This window comes from Parashewanella sp. 2304DJ23-3, assembly GCF_056591695.1.
This window is the reverse complement of sequence record NZ_JBWQOH010000008.1, coordinates 87,425-106,624: the sequence shown is the minus strand read 5'-3', so window position 1 is coordinate 106,624 and position 19,200 is coordinate 87,425. Positions and strand designations below refer to the sequence as shown.

18 protein-coding genes are annotated in these 19,200 nt (G+C 37.6%); 10 read left to right on the top strand and 8 right to left on the bottom strand.

Going from position 1 to position 19,200, the window contains the following annotated elements; genetic code table 11:
* Positions 1 to 558: 558 nt before the first annotated feature.
* From AC1EU2_RS14515 to pdsR, 3 genes are read right to left on the bottom strand one after another with little or no spacing between them, the layout of a single operon-like run.
* Positions 559 to 1,734 (bottom strand): cystathionine beta-lyase, encoded by a 1,176-nt coding sequence (locus AC1EU2_RS14515; protein ID WP_480298992.1) that lies wholly within the window; start codon positions 1,732 to 1,734, stop codon positions 559 to 561.
* A gap of 2 nt (positions 1,735 to 1,736) precedes the next feature.
* Entirely contained in the window at positions 1,737 to 3,905 is a 2,169-nt protein-coding gene (pdsS, locus tag AC1EU2_RS14510; RefSeq protein WP_480298991.1) for a proteobacterial dedicated sortase system histidine kinase, read from the bottom strand.
* Positions 3,902 to 4,591, bottom strand: a complete 690-nt coding sequence (gene pdsR / locus AC1EU2_RS14505; protein ID WP_480298990.1) for a proteobacterial dedicated sortase system response regulator — start codon at positions 4,589 to 4,591, stop codon at positions 3,902 to 3,904. Before pdsR ends, pdsS begins: the two co-directional genes overlap by 4 nt.
* Positions 4,592 to 4,826: 235 nt before the next feature.
* Between pdsR and pdsO the strand changes: the two genes are divergently transcribed.
* The 3 genes from pdsO (at position 4,827) to AC1EU2_RS14490 (ending at position 7,654) form a co-directional block, all read left to right on the top strand.
* Positions 4,827 to 5,573 (top strand): sortase-associated OmpA-like protein PdsO, encoded by a 747-nt coding sequence (gene pdsO / locus AC1EU2_RS14500; protein ID WP_480298989.1) that lies wholly within the window; start codon positions 4,827 to 4,829, stop codon positions 5,571 to 5,573.
* Between the two features lie 161 nt (positions 5,574 to 5,734).
* Positions 5,735 to 6,559, top strand: a complete 825-nt coding sequence (locus AC1EU2_RS14495) for a hypothetical protein (RefSeq protein WP_480298988.1) — start codon at positions 5,735 to 5,737, stop codon at positions 6,557 to 6,559.
* Positions 6,560 to 6,670: 111 nt separating this feature from the next.
* A complete protein-coding gene (locus tag AC1EU2_RS14490) occupies positions 6,671 to 7,654 on the top strand; it encodes a zinc-binding dehydrogenase (protein WP_480298987.1) in 984 nt (327 codons plus the stop codon).
* 42 nt (positions 7,655 to 7,696) lie between these two features.
* Here the strand turns inward: AC1EU2_RS14490 and AC1EU2_RS14485 are convergent, their stop codons facing one another.
* From AC1EU2_RS14485 to AC1EU2_RS14475, 3 genes are all read right to left on the bottom strand, one after another.
* Entirely contained in the window at positions 7,697 to 8,032 is a 336-nt protein-coding gene (locus AC1EU2_RS14485) for a hypothetical protein (RefSeq protein ID WP_480298985.1), read from the bottom strand.
* A gap of 131 nt (positions 8,033 to 8,163) precedes the next feature.
* Positions 8,164 to 8,907 (bottom strand): ABC transporter permease, encoded by a 744-nt coding sequence (locus AC1EU2_RS14480; protein WP_480298984.1) that lies wholly within the window; start codon positions 8,905 to 8,907, stop codon positions 8,164 to 8,166.
* A 22-nt stretch (positions 8,908 to 8,929) separates the two neighbouring features.
* Positions 8,930 to 9,820 carry an ABC transporter ATP-binding protein gene (locus AC1EU2_RS14475; protein ID WP_480298983.1) on the bottom strand — a complete coding sequence of 297 codons (891 nt, stop codon included), beginning with the start codon at positions 9,818 to 9,820 and terminating at the stop codon, positions 8,930 to 8,932.
* 77 nt (positions 9,821 to 9,897) lie between these two features.
* Between AC1EU2_RS14475 and AC1EU2_RS14470 the strand changes: the two genes are divergently transcribed.
* A complete protein-coding gene (locus tag AC1EU2_RS14470) occupies positions 9,898 to 10,785 on the top strand; it encodes a DNA ligase (RefSeq protein WP_480298982.1) in 888 nt (295 codons plus the stop codon).
* Entirely contained in the window at positions 10,769 to 11,239 is a 471-nt protein-coding gene (locus AC1EU2_RS14465) for a low molecular weight protein-tyrosine-phosphatase (protein WP_480298981.1), read from the top strand. Before AC1EU2_RS14470 ends, AC1EU2_RS14465 begins: the two co-directional genes overlap by 17 nt.
* A 6-nt stretch (positions 11,240 to 11,245) precedes the next feature.
* Here the strand turns inward: AC1EU2_RS14465 and AC1EU2_RS14460 are convergent, their stop codons facing one another.
* Positions 11,246 to 12,163: a hypothetical protein gene (locus tag AC1EU2_RS14460; protein WP_480298980.1), complete on the bottom strand. Its 918-nt coding sequence runs from the start codon at positions 12,161 to 12,163 to the stop codon at positions 11,246 to 11,248.
* A gap of 214 nt (positions 12,164 to 12,377) precedes the next feature.
* On the opposite strand from AC1EU2_RS14460, the gene nrdD reads away from it, so the two are divergent.
* The 5 genes from nrdD to AC1EU2_RS14435 all read left to right on the top strand — a co-directional run bounded on the left by nrdD (position 12,378) and on the right by AC1EU2_RS14435 (position 18,092).
* Positions 12,378 to 14,495 carry an anaerobic ribonucleoside-triphosphate reductase gene (gene nrdD / locus AC1EU2_RS14455; protein WP_480298979.1) on the top strand — a complete coding sequence of 706 codons (2,118 nt, stop codon included), beginning with the start codon at positions 12,378 to 12,380 and terminating at the stop codon, positions 14,493 to 14,495.
* Positions 14,492 to 14,965, top strand: a complete 474-nt coding sequence (gene nrdG, locus AC1EU2_RS14450) for an anaerobic ribonucleoside-triphosphate reductase-activating protein (RefSeq protein ID WP_480298978.1) — start codon at positions 14,492 to 14,494, stop codon at positions 14,963 to 14,965. Before nrdD ends, nrdG begins: the two co-directional genes overlap by 4 nt.
* A 108-nt stretch (positions 14,966 to 15,073) precedes the next feature.
* Complete coding sequence (locus AC1EU2_RS14445; RefSeq protein WP_480298977.1) at positions 15,074 to 15,430, top strand: YibL family ribosome-associated protein; 357 nt, start codon at positions 15,074 to 15,076, stop codon at positions 15,428 to 15,430.
* Positions 15,431 to 15,506: 76 nt separating this feature from the next.
* Complete coding sequence (gene ribA / locus AC1EU2_RS14440) at positions 15,507 to 16,118, top strand: GTP cyclohydrolase II (RefSeq protein ID WP_480298976.1); 612 nt, start codon at positions 15,507 to 15,509, stop codon at positions 16,116 to 16,118.
* A gap of 135 nt (positions 16,119 to 16,253) precedes the next feature.
* A complete protein-coding gene (locus AC1EU2_RS14435; protein WP_480298975.1) occupies positions 16,254 to 18,092 on the top strand; it encodes a hypothetical protein in 1,839 nt (612 codons plus the stop codon).
* A 31-nt stretch (positions 18,093 to 18,123) separates the two neighbouring features.
* Here the strand turns inward: AC1EU2_RS14435 and hppD are convergent, their stop codons facing one another.
* Complete coding sequence (gene hppD / locus AC1EU2_RS14430) at positions 18,124 to 19,164, bottom strand: 4-hydroxyphenylpyruvate dioxygenase (RefSeq protein WP_480298974.1); 1,041 nt, start codon at positions 19,162 to 19,164, stop codon at positions 18,124 to 18,126.
* Positions 19,165 to 19,200 lie beyond the last annotated feature (36 nt).

Genomic DNA, 19,200 nt, shown 5'->3' with positions numbered 1-19,200 from the left:
TTATTGTTTTTTAATACTTTTATCCTATGCATTTATCATTACAAAAATATGACATTATGATATTTTTATTACAGTTTCAAATTGACTTGGAAACACTAAAGTAAGTGTAATGACCACTCTTTTTACTCCCGCTGGCACCATTATGTACATAAATAAATCTGAGAATGAAGGAAAAACTTAAAAAGCTAAGTATCAGAGTGATGACGAGCTACACGGCGAAAATATAATGGCCTACCGGAAGTGCTAATTCTTAGAAAACGAATACTTAGCTACTTTTGTTTCTTTTACTGTAAATCCACATTACAAGGGGTTTTAATAGAAAGAGAAATACGAAAATAATCAACCCTAATGATAAGCCTATCAATGGATTTTCTTTTGTTGCCCAGAGGATAAATTCCATTTTATAACTCGCTCTTTTAGATTTACGACTATTCTTTCCTGTTTTTTTAATTTAGGTACTGATTTACATCAAAAATAAATACGAAAGATAAACAGCCCCTAACAAAAGCACCTTATACCAATTACTGTAATTGGTATAAGGTGCTTTAACGCCAATCGCTATAGACGCAAAAAAGCATTCGTTAAATCTTCAATCAGATCTTTGGGGTCTTCTAATCCAATGTGCAAACGAATTACAAAGTTGCTGGTGGGCCAAGAGGTTGCTGAACGAATTTTAGAAAGATTGAAAGCTGGAATGATTAGGCTCTCGTAGCCTCCCCAAGAGAATCCCATTTTAAATAACGTCATGCCTTCGACAAATTGCTTAAGTTGTGTCTTGGTCAAATCTTTTAACACAAAAGAAAATAATCCATTTGAAGCAGAAAAGTCACGCTTAAAAAATTTGTGCCCGGGGCATGATTCAAAAGCGGGGTGGCGAACATGATCGACTTCAGGTCGTTGCTGTAACCACGTTGCGATTTCTATGGCACTTTTCTCATGTTGCTTCATTCTCACCGCAAGAGTTCTTAACCCTCGATGTGCAAGATAAGCGTCATCTGGCGATACGCACTGACCTAAAGCATAAGAACGAGCTTTTAGCCTATCCCAAAGTGCTTTAGTGGTTGTTGCTGTGCCCATCATGACATCTGAATGGCCGACGATGTATTTAGTAGCAGCTTGTATAGATACATCAACCCCCATCTCAAAAGGGCGGCAATTGATAGGAGAGGCCCAAGTATTATCTAAAAACGTGAGTAGATCATGCTTGTGTGCAATTTTACAAATGGTTGGTACATCTTGAACTTCCATAGTTAAAGAACCTGGAGACTCTAGAAATGCAATTTTTGTGTTTGGTTGAATTAAGGACTCAATTTTTGAACCAATGAGTGGATCGTAGTAAGTCGTTTCAATGTTTAAATCTTTGAGGATTGTTTCACAAAATTTTCGAGTTGGTTCGTACACACTGTCGACCATTAATAAATGATCACCACTGGTTAAAAAGGATAATAACGAACAACTGATTGCTGCAGCTCCCGATGGGTAGAGCGCCGTTGCAAAACCACCTTCGAGTTCAGCAATGGCTTCTTGAAAAGAAAAATGTGTGGGTGTGCCTCGACGGCCATAAGCCAGCTTGTTGTCCGCACCGCTTTTTACGGCGTTATACATTTCATCAAGCGTATCAAAAAGCACAGTTGAAGCGCGATAAACGGGGGTATTTACGACCCCTTTATTCCAATTTTTATTTCGACCAGAAGTGACTATCTTTGTTTGCGGTGAGTGCTTTTCTTTTTGCATGATTACTCTCTATACTTGGGAACCTGAACTGTTACGGTTACTCCATCGACATCAGTTCTATTTTTAGCCGAAATTTGGCCATTATGAAAATCAGTAATGAGCCTTGCGATATAAAGTCCAAAACCTAAGTGTGGACTAGATGTTGAGTTTTCTTCTCTCATGGAAATGAGTGAGCTAAAAATTTCACTTTCCATTCCCTGAGGCAGTTTTGCTCCCTCATTTGCGACTGAAACAATAACAGCATCAGAATTTTCAGTAACGGATATTTCGATTGGACGTCTAGATGTCGAGAAGTCTATCGCATTGGATATGAGTTTGTCTAATAGTTGAGCGAAATATTCTGGAACACCATCTACAGATACAGTTTTTGTATCATTGGACAGAGTAAAGAGAGAGTCAGGAAACCCTAATTGATATCCCTCTACTAAACCATTAACTACCTCACTTAGATTGAATACTTCTCTATTTTCGTTTTGTAAGCTTGATTCAATACGGGAAGCCTCTGTCATACTGTTAAGAATCAGGCTTAATCTTTTTAAGCCTTCTTGTGCTCTATCAATGTATTTATCTGTTTGTGGGTTTGAGCCAGTGAGTTGAATGTGCTCAAGTGATGAACGAACAACTGTAATTGGTGTTCTTAGTTCATGACCGAGACGAGAGCTCATTTTTTCAAGGTAAAGGTTGTATTGCCCAAGCTGTTGAAGTACTTCTTGGAAACTGCGGCCTAAATCGCCAATTTCATCTTGAGTCTGAGATTGGTAGATGAAGTCGTTGAACTTTCCTTTATGATCAACGGCATCTTTAGCATCGTTTCTGAGCCGAATAATCCGGTTTGAGATGTTAGAAGCAAAAAGTATGATGGCCACGCTGGCGAGCAGTAATACGATAAATACCGTATTAAGTAAAGATTGCATCGCATTGTTACGTAATGCTCTTATTCCCATTGTTGATTGCTCGGCTATCACAACGCCGACCACATTACTCTGTTGCCAAATGGGAGTTGCTGACGCCAAAATTTCTGCTTTGTTATCGGGTGTATAATACTTCTCACTTGCAGTAAAGCCACTCAGAGCACGATTCACAATCGGTGTGTCAATGTGGGTAGCGTTGTTGAGTGGATCCACAAAATTAGTGTCGGTATTTTGTTCGAAAATTCGAAAAAGTGGCGCAAGTAAATCACTTAAGTGCCTTTCTGATTTTTTATTATTGATTTCAGTATCCCAGCTATTTTGTGCATCGTGAATACTGCCTCCAGAAGCGAGCACTTGACCCACGCTGTTCAATACCCAAATTCTGGCTTCTGTGTAACTTAAGGCATTGACAACTGACTCAATGGTCTCTGAAGGTTTGTTTAAATTGCCTAAGTTATGTACTGAATTTGTTGGACTTGATGCCAAGACAACGTTGCTTTCAGTTGGATTGTATTTACTTGCAAAATACGCCGAAAATGAAAATTTATTGCCCAATTCTTTTGATGGAATGCTCAATACTAAATCAAAGCCAATAGGCGTTTCACGCCAAAATCCTTGATATTCTGATTGCAATGTTTGAGGAACGATCATGGCTGGGTTTGTTGGAAGTAAAGCTAAATTCAGCGATTTATTTTGATTCATTGAGATGATAAAGCGTTTGAGCTTTTCATTCCTATTTGTTGTTGCAATGATGAAATGGTCGCCAATGTCAAAGCGAAAACTGCCTTTTGTTTGTGTTGAGATGCTGGGTGTTTTAACTGAAAAAACAAGATATGAATCATTATCAAAGTTACCAATCATGGCGTTGATTGCATAATTTTCTTCTTTTACTGCTTTGGCTTTATAAGTAATGAAGCTAGACGAAAAATATTTAAATTTGTCTTTTTCAGATAGTAGTAGCTTGTCGATTGAACCTTCAAAGATTGCTTGTTTTAATGAATAATTATAGAAATCCTTTTCTCTTTGTTGAACCAAATTTCTGTTCAGTTGAGAAAATAGAGTAGGACGTTGATGTAAAGCGGTTGCAACGGCCTGACTTGTTGAAGTTAACGAATGTTGTTGGCTGAGTTTTAGGTAATTATCAATTTCCCAGAGGTATCGATACCCAAACCAAGGGAGCACAGCAAAGAAGATAACGATGATGAAAAGCTTGGTCTTTATACTGACTCTGGGGTGAAGCATTTTTTTTAAACGGATCATGAAGATTGATCCCATCGATAACCCATTCCATAAACGGTATTGATACAGTCAAAGTTTGAGTCACTTTTTATAAACTTTTTTCGTACTCGTTTTATGTGGGATGTAATCGTACTGTCATCGACATAAATCTTGGCGTCAGACATTAAATCATTACGGCTGCGAACATGGCCTGGTCTTTTTGCTAAGGCATAAACCATCCAAAACTCAGTAACAGTCAACTCAACGAGCTGTTTAGCCCAGAAAACTTGCATTTTATCTACGTCAATTAACAGTTGATGATGTCTTATCGTTTCTGTTTGTGCAGGTTGGGATGCGACTTCAGATCTTCGAAAAAGAGCCGCTATTCTTGCGAGTAGATGTGGGAAGCTCGTATCTTTGCTTAAATAATCGTCAGCGCCTAAACGAAGTCCACTGACGATATCAAAATCACTGTCACGAGCAGTTAAGAAGATGATTGGGAGTGTGGCAGATTGAGCCCTTAAACTTTGGCATAACAAAAAACCTCCATCTAGCTCATCTTCGAGTCCAATATCGATAATGGCTAAATCCGGTAAACGAATGCCAAAGGCTTCCATAGCTTGCTTACGATTGGCGAACCCTTGCACTTGATAACCGTGGCTTTCTAATAATTCTTTATAGTTCTCTCGAATGATTGCTTCATCTTCGACTATGGCAATTCTTTTCATTTCACATCTTTCAAATATTTATCTTGTAATGACTATACCCAAAAGAGTTTATAAATACATAGCAACGCAGCTATTTTACCTTTACAAAAGAAATTGCCATTTTTTTGCCACATTTGTTCTCCACTTTGCCTTTTTTTTTCCTGAAATACGCCAAATTCACTTGCTTTAATAGCCTCATCGAAACGAAACACAACAATCGAATTTAAATCATTAATTTCAGGACTCGGAGTTCAAAATGAAAAAATTAGCAATCACAAGTATCGTTATCAGCAGCCTTTTAGTATCTTCAACGGCTTTCGCTCAATCAACTCAGCAAGATAAAAAACACGGAGAGAATGAGCAACTCATCGGTTTTGGATCAGGCCTTGTGCTCGGAGCCGTAGTAGGTGGGCCAGTTGGAGCTGTTATCGGCGCTTTTACAGGTGGTGTTGTAGGGAAAAGCGTGGCAGATGACTCAAAATTAGATATGCAACAAACTAAGATTTCTGAACAGAGTGAGAGAATTGCACGCCTAGCTCATAAAAGCGAAAAGTATGATGACCTTGCACATAGATACAGCATCAGTCAGAAAAAACTTATGCATTTGAGTCAAGCTGATCAAGTTAAGTTAAATGAATTAGCCCTTGGTATGAACGTACAGTTTAAAACTGGTTCTGCGGATATAGAACCAATTTTCCAAACCCAACTGGATGAGGTTGCACAAGTCATGAAGTCTTCACCGAGCTTAAAGCTTGATTTATCTGGTTATGCTGACAGAACCGGTAGCAGTGAATTTAACCAAAAATTATCTGAAAAACGTATGCATCAGGTGAAGGATTACCTCGTGAAAAGTGGTATCGAAGAAAACCGTTTAACAACTCAAGCTTACGGTGACACTGCCCCGTTGTCTGCAGAAGCATCACTAGAAGATAACTTTTTTGACCGAAGAGTAACTTTAAAAATTGCACCAGAAGCTGAAGAAGGAATAATGGCCAAAAACTGATCCCTAACTTACTTAGTGCATTATTTGATATTCATAAATAACGAGTCCACTTTTTATTAGTGGACTCAAAATATTAACTTAAGATTAAACTTTTCTTATAAAACAAACCAATAAAGCTGAAGATAGTAAAATGATACATATGTTATCTGACTCGGCTTTATATGGCTTCTCCTATACAACCAGGCACAATTTTTACAGTGAAACCTCATAATGATTCGTTCATTGGGCGTGAAGATAAACCGAATGCTAAACAGTCATTCAGTTACTTTGATGTGCAAAGAGGTGAAGTTGATAAAAAGGTAAAGCAGTTCGTTGCCAGCAATGGAGCGAGTGAGGAACAAAGACTTAAACGCCCACTGTACGAAAGTCATGAACCTGTATCACTCAGAAATGATCACTTACAGGATGAGCGTTTATGCACCGAGATATTGCACTTACAAGATTTTATTCTTCACTCTATAATAGATGAAAACATAAACTTTAGAAAAATTTCAGAAGTTGAAGCTTTATTAAAAAGAGCAGGTGGTTACATTGTTTATAAAGTTAAATCGCCGGATATATTTAAAGAAAACGATGCTTTAGTATTAAAGATAAAAGTCAAAGGGCTACGTACATCTTTAGGCATTAAAATACATCCAGATTATTTTCCAGATTGTAGCTACAATTATCAACCAGAAATAAGAGAGCAAATCAATGCGTTGGGCATTACAACGCATGTTTTCCATTCATTTACTTTTGAGTCCAATCATTTGCCAATGAGGGTTGTCATATTTGAATTTTTGGAAGGAGAACTATTACTACCGGCTCTTCGTTCTGGCAAGGTTTCAGAGCATTATAAACATCAAAAGATTGTAGAGATGATGCGAAGCATTTCTGAGTTTGGTGCAAGGCTAATCGTCAATGATTACTCTGACTTTATTCTTACCACAGAAGGTAAATTTAGATTGTTAGATTGGTCTAAAATTTCCCTACAATCTAGAGATTAAAACCATAAAGGGTTCAATTTTACTGTTAATGCATGCTAACTAATTAAACAATTTGAATTTTTCAGAATAAAGCGTATTTTTAAACAAACCTTACATTAATTGCCGATAAGTATGAAAGCGATTACTTACCAAAAAAAATCAGATGAATTTACCCTTAAAAACTTGCCAATCCCTACCATTGAAACTGAATACGACGTAGTCGTTAAAGTGCTGGCAGCTGGATTAAACCCAGTTGATGCTAAAATTAATTTTTGGCATGGCATGATGGCTGAAATGGATGACAATTTTGTCCCTGGCTTGGATGTGGCTGGAGAAATTATTGAGATAGGCTCATCAGTAACTGAATGGAAAATCGGTGATCGAGTGCTTTATCACGGTGATATGAGGCGCAAACATGGCGCATTCGCAGAGTATGCAGTTCATGATAGCCGTACACTTATAGAGCATCCGATTGTGTCACCTGAGATTGCTGCAGCAACACCTTGTGCAGGTTGGACAGCGATGCATGCTCTCGTTGATAAACTCCATATTGATATCCGTAAAAGCTTCTTACTCACAGGTGGTTCTGGTGGAGTGGGTAGTTTTGCACTCCAACTTGCGAGCCACTTTTGTGTTGATAACATCATTACTACATGCTCTGCTAAAAACCATGAGTATGCATTAAGTTTAGGTGCGGATCATACGCTTGATTATCACGAACAAGATATCTTACAAAAGGTACTTGAACTCACTGACGGTAAAGGTGTTCAAGCCTCAATGGATTGTGTTGGTGGTGATAACGATGTTCTATGTGCGAATGCGTTAGAGTATGAAGGGCATATGCTTGAACTTGTTTCAACTATCAGGCCCAGTGAATACAACGATGCTTTTGGACGAGGATTAAGCTTTCATCAAGTAAGCCTCGGTGCCGGACATGTAAATGGTGATAAGGGACGAAAAAGTATTTTGAAATCTGGAAGGCGCTTTACTCATCTTGTTAATACAGGTCGAATTCAAGTACCAAAACTTGAGCTGATCTCAATAGAAGAGGTGCCAGCAGCGCTAAAGAAACTTAGAGATAAACGTACAGTTGGGAAAATTGTTGTAAAGTTTTAGTTTTACTAGACTGATTTTTTTTCAAATTTTTGCTTTTATACTTCAGAGGCATAGAAAATATTTAAGTTTATTTGAGGTAAATCTTTTAGGTAAAGGTTTTTCTGTAACAGTAAACAAAAGATCATTCCGCTTGCTTTTTATAGTAAAGTTGTCTGAGTCATTCAAGAACGTAGTTAAATTCTTGAACAAATTTTGCTGACTAGAGCTCTCTATAAGCACTGCACCACGGTAAAGATATCCTTCGTAGCTTTTGCTGCGGTCAACTTGGATAGTGATTTTTTGAAAGTCACTATCAGAAACAGCAAATTCATCGCATTGTGTTACCTTCTGTGTCTCATTTGAGAAAGATATTCTTATTCGACCTACAGCTTCAGCCATATAGCTCCTCGATATTGCTGCCAAGCAAGAAGTTGATAAAATTAATACTCTAATGAAATTACACTAAAAGTGAAAATATAAGAAAAAACTTAACGTTTCTTCTTATATTAGAAATAAATAAACGTAATCATTTATAGCTCTTTCACTTTTTTAGCAACACTGAAACTTAAAATCAGTAATAGTATTAAGCCAACAATAAATCCTAACTCTACAGCCTGAGCTTGATAAACGGAATTTCCGCCTGCTGTAGCCATTAACGGATAAGAGGGCGGGAAGTAAACCCAATATTTGGAACTGGCAATCTGAGTTAAGAACATTGTATTCATAATACCAATGGATAAAGCAATCATGATGTTAGGGAAATACCAACTGATTGCATGTAACATCGCAACTAAAGGGATCAGAGCAAAAGCGAATCGCCAGCTGCTGAATAAAATGTCATTAGTGACCGTTAGGTCTAAGCTTGCACCTAATAACGACAGTATTGCCAGAAGTAATAATGAATAAACCCACACTAACAGCGTCGAACACAGAGTTATTAACCAAATCGTGATAAATTTGCTAAGGAAAAGCTGGCGACTTGAGATCGGCAGTGACAACATCAACATCCAAGTTCTATTTCGATGTTCGAGTCCATTGATTAATGATGCTAATAAAGCAATAAGTAATGGCACCATAAAGTAGTTCCACATGGCTAATACGCTTTTTGACCATAATAACCAAGCGTCCTCCGGCACATCGACAAGACCTCGTTGATGAATAAACATCATCAACGACACGACACAAGTAAATAACGGTGCAATTAACATCACAAATAATGTTGAGGTTCGCTTCAGTTTGATTAACTCAACTTGAAGTAAGCTAAATAATTTCATTGATCATTCCTTTGAAAAACGGTTAGTGCTGAGTATCAATAAACCACTGCTCAAGTTTTGGATTTATATCAAAAGAGCGAAATATTTGAATGCCATTATCAAAAAGTAATTTATGGATTACTGCTCTTTGTTCGAGGCTGTTTGAGTGAAGTTCTATGCTCGAATTAGATATTTTGGCTGTAATGTTATTTTCAGCTAAAACTTGTTGCGCTAATTGAGGCCGACAAACTTCTACATTGAAGCTCGTTTCATGTGATTTTTTCCAGTCTTCCATACTCGATTCGAATTGAATGCTTCCGTTATGTAGCACACAAAAATGGCTACACACTTTTTCTACTTCTTCAAGGTTATGACTGGACAGAAATATTGTGCAGCCTTGCTGTGTGAGTCTATGAAATACATTTCTAAGATTTTGAATACCTAACGGATCTAGGGCACTTGTGGGCTCGTCCAAAATCAATAATTTTGGATTGCCTATTAAAGCAAAAGCAATAGAAAGCCTTTGCTTCATCCCAAGTGAGTAATCTTTAATTCTGACGGCAGAATTTCTTAAATTTACAAGTTCTAGAACACGCTGGACTTCTGAGCTTGCGACGGATTTCAAGATACAAGCAATATTTAAAAACTCTTTAGCGATAAGGTTTGGATAATTGCTTGGCGAGTCGATTAAGCAACCAATGTGCTTCCGATGTGATGTCGAGCTTAATGACACAGGATGACCGAACAGTTTGATACTGCCAGCATCAGCTTCTAATACACCTGTAAGTAGTTTTATGGTTGTTGATTTCCCTTGACCATTTTGACCCAAAAAAGCGTAAATACTGCCTTTGGGAACATTCAAATTAATATTGTTGAGTATCATTTTATCTGAGAAAGACTTCTGTAAACTTTGAACTTTTATAGCTAATTCCATGTTTTATTGACAATTTATCCCTTAAAGGTAAATTAAGTTACACCATGGGGAAAACTGCATCAATAGCAAGGAATGCTATGTTTGTAACAAAAGGTCTCGTCACCAATATATTCAAAACAGCTGTAATTACTGCTTTTTACTTGTCTTCTTTTACTGCTTCAGGAAGCCTTCAACTTGCGACTACGTTTAAAACGGATATTGAAGTTAAAGATTACTTAATAAGTGAAAAGCTGGACGGTGTTAGGGGGCGTTGGGATGGCAGCCAGATGTGGACGAAGCAAGGCAATAAAATTAATATGCCGCTTTGGTTTTACAAAGATTTCCCTAAATACGCATTAGATGGAGAACTGTGGATAAAGAGAGAGAAATTTGAATTTGTTTCTGGTGCAGTTCGGCGAGTAGTCCCAGAAGATCACCTCTGGTCACAGATAAAATTTATGGTCTTTGACGTCCCCAATCATGAGGGAACATTTGAGCAGAGATATTTATATGCCAAAGAGAACTTATCGAATTTATCGTCTTATCTGCAGATCGTAGAGCAATTTCGAATAAACACGAAAGCTGATTTAATGGTTGAACTGAAAAAGCGGGTTCAAGCAGGGGCTGAAGGGCTCATGCTTCATAAAGCTGATAGTTTATATCGCTCTGGTCGAAACCCTGACCTAATCAAGCTAAAACAATATCAAGATGCTGAAGCTAAGGTGGTAGCTCATATTGAGGGCAAAGGTCGGTTTAAAGGCATGTTAGGTAGCTTGTTAGTGGAATTGTCAAACGGAAAGCAGTTTAAAATTGGCTCAGGTTTCTCGGTCGATGAACGTAAAAATCCTCCACAAATAGGCAGTACAATTACATTCAAATATTTTGGTTATACTTCTAAGAAAACCCCTAGGTTTGCGAGCTTTGTTAGAGTAAGATTTCCAGCAGAAACCATTCAAGCAAGTGATAAAAATGACAAAATCCATTAATTCGATTCTGTTTGTATGCATGGGCAATATCTGTCGTTCTCCAACGGCAGAAGCGGTATTTAGAAAAGTCTTAAACGATGCAGGTGTTGATATTCAGTTAGAAAGTGCTGGAACCATAGGTTATCACCAAGGTAATTTGCCCGATATACGTGCACGAGCCGCAGGCAAAAAACGAGGCTACAGTTTTGAGGGAATTACGGCAAGGCAAGTTACAACAGAAGACTTTAAAAAGTTTGACTTAATTTTAGCCGCTGATAATGACAACTTGAACGATTTGATGATGCGTTGTCCGATTCAATACAAAGATAAACTTAAACTTATTTTATCTTATGCTGAGTCTCGAGAAGCAGAAGTGCCAGACCCTTATTATGGCGGTGATGAAGGATTTGAGCATGTGTTGGATTTATTGGAAGGAAGTGCGAGCAACTTTGTTAAACATTTTAAAAGCATATAATGGTAATTATGCTGGATAATTTACAAATGGAGTGGTTTGACAGACAACTCGATCACCTGTTTTAACTCTAGCTTCAGTAGTTTTTGCTATGCCTTCAAGTATTTGTACTGAGACAATAATATCTACTGACTTTGCCAAGCCTTCTGATTCATAGGCCATGACACTACTTAGCAGAGTTTTTTCCTGATTGAAGGCAATATCGGTATACATTTTGAAGGTAAGAGTTAACTCATTATCTTCGAGTAAAACAGAATAGCTTCTCTCAACTTGTGACAAAGCAAGAGGTTTGGGCGCACCTGATGGTAAGCCTTTGATAACTTCATAGACATCTGCATCGACTCCTTGTTTGGCAAGTGCCATTATAGCTTTTAAGTTATTCCCACAAGCAACTTTAAATTTTGTGAAATTTTCAAGAGTGACTTTTTCTCCGTTAAATGTATAGCTGTCGCTAAAACTATCTCTATACAAATCTTTCTCAAATTTATCTTTTGTATCTGTGGCAACTTTTATTTGGAGATTCAATTGAGCATCTAATTCAGTTAGAGAAGGTGATATGACAAATGACTTAAGGGAACAATGAGGAGCCATCATTACTATTTCTTCACAATTACCTTTGAGTGAAGAATAGCTGATGAATTGGGGTTGGCTTGCTGGTAATGCTAATTCTTTTAGTTGTAAGAATAATGATTCTTTTTTTCGATCTTCAGTTAAATAACTGCATAGTGCTAAATAAACCTCTTTTGCTTTTTCGATGTTTTCGAGTTGAAAATGGATAGATAAAAATTCCCATGTTAACTCGACTATTTCAGGATCAATACAATCGAGCTGTGATTTAAGTTTACTCGTATCGATGCTATCCACTGATGAATTGTTACTATCAGTTGAGTAAGCTGATGGTAGATAACTTTTCGGAATTTTGTTCAATGGGTTTTCTCCATACCTATTTAATTTAATTATAGATATAAAAAAGCAATCAAATTTAATAAAAGAAAAGATTTTTTTATCATGATCTTGATCATGATTATTGAAGTCACTGCCTGCCTAAATTCCTACAGATAGTATAATAAGATTAACTTAGCCACTATATGTTGTGGTTTGAACAATTCATTGTCACAAGTGTTGTTAATTGGAGAATGGCATGCCAGTAGTTATTAAGAGGGATGGTATCAAAACGGAATTTGATGCAAAACGGATTTTCTTAGCTGTCGAAGCAGCAGCTCTAGCTGCAGATGTGAATGATAGCGAATATGCGCAAACCGTTGCAAATGCGGTAACTCAAAAGGTTGCGCAGCAGCACGAAATCGAAATTCAACAGTTGCAAGATCTTGTAGAAAATGAATTGATGGCGGGAAATTACAAATCTGTTGCTCGTCATTATATTGAATATAGACATGACAGAGATGTTGCTCGAGAAACGAGTAGCAGCTTGAATATAGAAATCCGTGGACTCATAGAACAAAGTAATGCTGCTTTACTAAATGAAAACGCTAATAAAGATGCCAAAGTTATTCCAACACAGCGTGATTTGTTAGCAGGTATTGTGGCTAAACATTATGCTAAAACGCATATGCTGCCTAAATCTGTGGTGAAAGCGCACGAAGCAGGTGAGTTACATTATCATGATTTAGATTATGCACCGTTTTTTCCAATGTTTAACTGTATGTTGATTGATCTGGAAGGCATGATGACTCATGGTTTTAAAATGGGTAATGCAGAAATTGAAACGCCGAAGTCAATTTCAACCGCAACCGCTGTAACTGCTCAAATTATTGCTCAGGTAGCCAGTCATATATATGGTGGTACTACGATTAATCGAATCGATGAAGTACTAGCTCAGTTTGTAACTAAGAGTTATGAGAAGCACTTAGATATAGCAGGAGATTGGAGTATCGCTGATGTTGAAGCTTATGCAAAAGCACAAACAGAAAAAGAATGTCACGATGCATTTCAGTCGCTTGAATACGAAGTAAATACATTGCATACCGCTAATGGGCAAACGCCATTTGTCACCTTTGGTTTTGGCCTTGGTACCAGTTGGGAATCACGATTAATTCAGCAATCAATCATGAAGGTAAGGATTGCTGGTTTAGGTAAGAACCGAAAAACAGCGGTATTCCCTAAGTTAGTATTTGCGATTCGTGACGGTGTTAATCACAAGCCGACAGATATCAACTATGACATTAAGAAAATGGCATTGAAATGTGCTAGTCAGCGCATGTACCCAGATATTCTTAACTACGACAAAGTTGTTGAAGTTACAGGCTCTTTCAAGACGCCAATGGGGTGCCGTAGCTTCTTAAGTGCTTATGAGCAAGATGGTCAACTGCAACATGAGGGGCGAAATAATCTAGGTGTTGTGAGCTTAAATTTACCTCGGGTTGCCTTAGAATCTGGTAATAATGAAGCTGAGTTTTATCGTTTATTGGATGAGCGCTTAAATGTGGCCCGATTAGCATTAGATACTCGAATTGACCGATTAAAAGGTGTTAAAGCCAAAGTTGCTCCGATTTTATATATGGAAGGGGCATGTGGCGTTAGGCTTCATGCAGATGATGATATTACTGAGATCTTCAAAAACGGGCGAGCATCCATTTCACTAGGTTATATCGGTTTACATGAAGCCATCAATGCACTGTATGGCACTGATGAGCATATTTATGACAGTGAAATGTTACGTGAAAAAGCCATCGCCATTGTTGAATATTTAAAAACTGCTGTTGATCAATGGAAGCAAGAAACAGGTTATGGCTTTAGCTTATACAGTACGCCGAGTGAAAACCTTTGCAGTCGTTTTCATCATATTGATGTAAAAGAATTTGGTATTGTAAAAGGTGTGACCGATAAAGGGTATTACACCAACAGTTTTCATTTAGATGTTGAAAAGAAAGTAAACCCATACGATAAAATTGATTTTGAACAGCCTTACCCTCTCATCGCAAATGGTGGTTTTATTTGCTATGGCGAATACCCAAATATGCAGCATAACATTGAAGCGTTAGAGAATGTTTGGGATTACAGCTATAACCGAGTCCCTTATTATGGGACGAACACTCCCATCGACGAGTGCTATGAATGTGGCTTTTTAGGTGAATTTGAATGTACCAGTAAAGGCTTTACTTGCCCTAAATGTGGAAATCATGATCCGAGCAGAGTATCGGTAACCCGAAGAGTGTGTGGTTATTTGGGCAGTCCAGATGCAAGACCGTTTAATTTTGGTAAACAAGAAGAAGTTAAGCGAAGAGTCAAACATCTATGAATTATAACGCCTACTATCCTGTAGATGTGATTAATGGACCAGGGACAAGAGCTACTCTGTTTGTTTCTGGTTGTATTCATCAATGCCGTGGTTGCTATAACCAATCTACATGGAATCCCGATTCGGGTCATGTATTTGATGCTAAAATACAACAGAAAATTATTGATGATCTCAAAGATGAACGTATAAAACGAAGAGGGTTAAGTTTAAGTGGCGGCGATCCACTGTTGCCGTCTAATTTACCTGCAATTAAAGCGCTAGTTAAAAGAGTGAAAAAAGAATGCCCGGATAAAGACATCTGGTTGTGGACAGGTTACACCTTGAATGCGCTAACGCTTGAGCAGCAAGAAGTTATTAGCATGTTAGATGTCGTTGTTGATGGAAAATTTGAAAATGAACTGGCTGATCCCAGTTTACGGTTTAGAGGCAGCAGTAATCAAATTATCCATACATTGAACTCATACTCTTAAATCTTCCACACAAAGCAGTAACTTGTTTCATCGAGTTACTGCTATAATATTCGCACTTTCAAAAAATCATTTCTGCATTTGATCTAAATCAGATGCCAAGGTCGCAAAATGAATTTAAAACAAGAGCTGCAAGATCTTAACAACAAATTAGATAAGTTTCGTCGTAAATTATCTGCAGCAGAAGGGCGAGGTGACGAAGCCGTTGCCATGCAATTTAAAAAAGAAATTGCAGCCGTTACTAAACGAATCAATTCAGTAAAATCTCAGAGTTCTCGTCAGTTAAGCAAAGAAGGCTCAAAGATTACTTCGCTAGCCTTTAATCGTACCTTAACGAAACAAGAACAGGCTGACTTAGGGAAGCTAAAAAAGTCGGTTAAAGGGCTTGTTGTTGTTCATCCAATGACAGCGTTAGGCCGTGAAATGGGTTTAACACAAATGACGGGTTATGCGCCTAAAGAGTTTTAAAGGCAAAATAAACGATATAATTAAAATAAAGAAATGGTTTTTAACCTTTCAATTTGAGTTTTTTTAAGGTTTTTTCATGTCGGTAAAATATGTTGCATCTTCAAAATTACCTACTCCTTATGGAGTGTTTACTATGCATGGATTTGAAGATACGGAAACAGGTAAAGAGCATGTTGCTTTAACCATAGGTGAATGGTCAAAAGGCGAAGCGGTTTTAGGCCGAGTTCACTCAGAATGCTTAACTGGTGATGCTTTATTCAGTTTAAGGTGTGATTGCGGCTTTCAATTACAAACAGCAATGCAGCATATTGCAGAGGCTGGCCAAGGGTTTATTCTTTACCTTCGTCAAGAAGGTCGTGGTATTGGTTTGATCAATAAAATTCGCGCTTATGAGCTTCAAGATCAAGGTGCTAACACCGTTGAAGCCAATGAAAAGCTTGGTTTTGCTGCTGACCTGCGCCGCTATGACATGATTGTACCCATGCTTGAAAAAATAGGTATAAACCAAGTCAAATTGATGACGAACAACCCACGTAAGGTGAACGCACTGCAACGCTTTGGTGTCGAAGTCGCCGAACGAGTGCCACTGCAAGTGGGTAAGAACCGATATAATGAACATTACCTTAAAACTAAGTCTACTGTTTTAGGGCATTTAATGTCTGAACATCATTTTCATGACAATGATTAAAAGCTATTTTTACATAATTGAAGCCGAGCTGAATTTGCTCGGCTTTTTTATTTCCTAGAAATTAATCTTCGTGAATCTTTGAGGAAACACTCAATTTATAAGTGGTTTTGACTGTAATTTTAAAGAAACTAAAAGATGCTTGAGGCATTACTTATGACTATGCCAATTTTTAAAGGTGCCATTAGAGAAGGTTTGAGACAGCAATCTGTCTCAGTAAGTGAAACAACTCAAAACCTATATAAACTAACCATTAATAACAGGCACTTTGATGTGACCATTGGAAAAGGGGCACTAGGCAACCAAATAGAAGATGTTCAGGAGCAGAATGATTCAAAAGCTGGCTTTTTTTATTGTCTCTTTTCATTTTTACGTCGTGGGCCATTAGGTACTACCAGTTCACGTATTAAGGATGTTCTAAACGAAGAGGAGTTCCTCCAAGATAATTATCTTTTAAAAAGATGCCCTAAAAATATCACTGAAGAAAGCTTCCTGAAGGGTGGAACTTCTATAGATTATGGTAGTTTCAAGCATACTACACCTAGTGAAACAGGTATTGCCTCAGTAGGAGCGTCTGATAACAATCCTAACGGTATTCACGTTGTTCAAGATGAAATTGAAGAACACAAACATGAGGGGACACAGAAAGCCACTGAAGGTTTCAATCAATGCGCAATTCTCTCGAATGAGGAAGAATTGTTCTTAGCAGAACTAGATGAAGAATTAGATATCGAACCTTTAGAGCCCTCAGAAGGGGAAGAAAATGAAATAGTTGTTGAGAAACCTTCAGCAAGAAGAGAGCGAAGTGGTTCAATGGCCATTGCATGGAAATATGAGAAAGATAATGTTAATGAAGGTCATATAAGAATTGTTACTGATGAAGTTGTTCCAGACTACTCAATGGCATTCCCCCATGATAATAGAGAAGAACATGCAGCTTGGGACGCTGATACACAAAGTCGAAGAGTAGCTGTTCACTTATATAAGAGTGAACATAAAGAGAATGAGTATTGGTATCACCCATCAACATGTGAATCTTTTGAACAAGATTTAAAAAGAGCACCTGCTCATATGACCAGTGTTGGGTGTAGAGCAATTGGACTGGGTGGTAAGACGTATTATGAACTTAGCCCTTCACTGGAACCTGATTCTGTCGAAAGTGAAGATTCTTCTCCTGAACCAGTAGCCCAGTTTGTGGTTTATGAACCTGCTGAAACACCTACGTACTCTATGATTGGAAAAGAAGAGCGTATAGTTAGAAAAAATAATGAGTTCGTATCATTAAGGAAATCAAGAGGGGAGTACAGTACTGAAGATAAAAAACAAATGGAGAAAAGGCTGGATGTTGTTAAAGAACACAAAGAATGTATTTGTAGATCGTGGATCGTTGATAAGGATAAAGTTATATCCGAGTATGGTGGTCGGGACGTTAAAAAATTCTATTGTCGTTCAGATCATAAATTAGAAAGAGCGCAAGTAGCCCCATTTTTAAGATTGGTAAAAGATGTCCACCAGAGAGGTTATCACTTCAAAAATATTTCTAATCATAATCTTTTGTGTGCTAAAGATGGTGGGCCAATAAGGTTTACAGGTTGGAAATACTTAGTTGGAAATGAGTTTGGGGATTATGAAAATAAAATGGAAGACGAACATTTAGCCCCAAAAGGTTTGCAAGAGTGGGTAATGCAAGCAAAGGATAATGAAGAAAGATTAAAACGTGCTCTGGTGCTACAAAGATATGCGGTAATGGTGATGATGTGTGAATCCATGTCACCAGCAATTGCAAGGTCTATTAACGCTGACCTTAACCAAAGCAATTTTGGCAATTCATTAATGATAGATTCTAACAAAAAGTATTTTATTGAATGGGTTAAAGAAAATATAAAATCAAGCTGTCAAAAAGAAGTGTTGTTATTTCTTAGAGATCCAATTAGAAGGCCACTAACAACAGATTTGATTGATATGATGAAAAGATAGCAGAGCACAAGGCTCTGCTAAACAATTGAAATTAAAGCACACCACGACGCATTTGATCGCGCTCGATAGATTCGAACAGAGCAGTAAAGTTGCCCTCACCAAATCCTAAGTTGTTCTTACGTTGAATAATTTCGATAAAGATTGGGCCAAATAGATTTTTAGTGAAAATCTGTAGAAGGTATCCGTTTTCGTCACCATCACACAGAATTTGATGATGTTTTATACGATCACGATCCTCCGTGATTTGTGGAAGCTTATCGAAAATAGTGTCGTAGTACTCTGGGATGATATCTAGCGTTTTGATTGAAGAGCCTTCCATCGCATCAAGAGATGCTACGATGTCACGACTGGTGAACGCTAAGTGCTGTACGCCTGGGCCGTCATACTCTTTCAAATATTCATCGATTTGGTTTTTATCATCATTTTTACCTTCATTGATCGGGATGCAGAAGCTACCGTCAGGAGAGCGAAGTGCAAATGAAGTTAACCCTGTTTGAGCACCGTTGATGTCGAAATAGCGAACTTCGGTGAAACCAAATATATCTTTATAAAAATCAGCCCAATGTTGCATTGTGCCTTTATAAACATTATTGGTTAAATGATCGACTTCCATAAAGCCTTTTTCTTGAATAAGCTCAGGACTCTCTAGGTCAACAAAATCGTTGTTATAGATGTTGTTTTCTTCACCGAAAACATCAATAAAGTAGATTAAGCTATCACCGATACCATAGATCGCTGGATAATCTAAATCTTTAACTGAGTCATCCGCAGCTTTTGCACCACGTTCTACAGCAGATTTAAATGCAAAGTCAGCATTTTCTACTCGCCAACCCATAGATGTAATTGCAGGTCCATGTGATTTAGCAAATTCAGCTGAAAATCCTTTTTTCTCTTTATTGAGTAAAAAATGGATGTTGTTTTGTTTATAGTAAAGAATGTCTTTTTCTTTATGTTTTTTAAGCATAGAGAAACCGAAATCTTTAAATACTTGATGCATGAAATCTGTATCAGGTGTTGCGTATTCAGTAAACTCAATGCCCATTAATCCAAGTGGATTTTGTTCGCTAGCCATAGTTTTGTCCTCAATTTAGTATGTGGTACGTCTTAG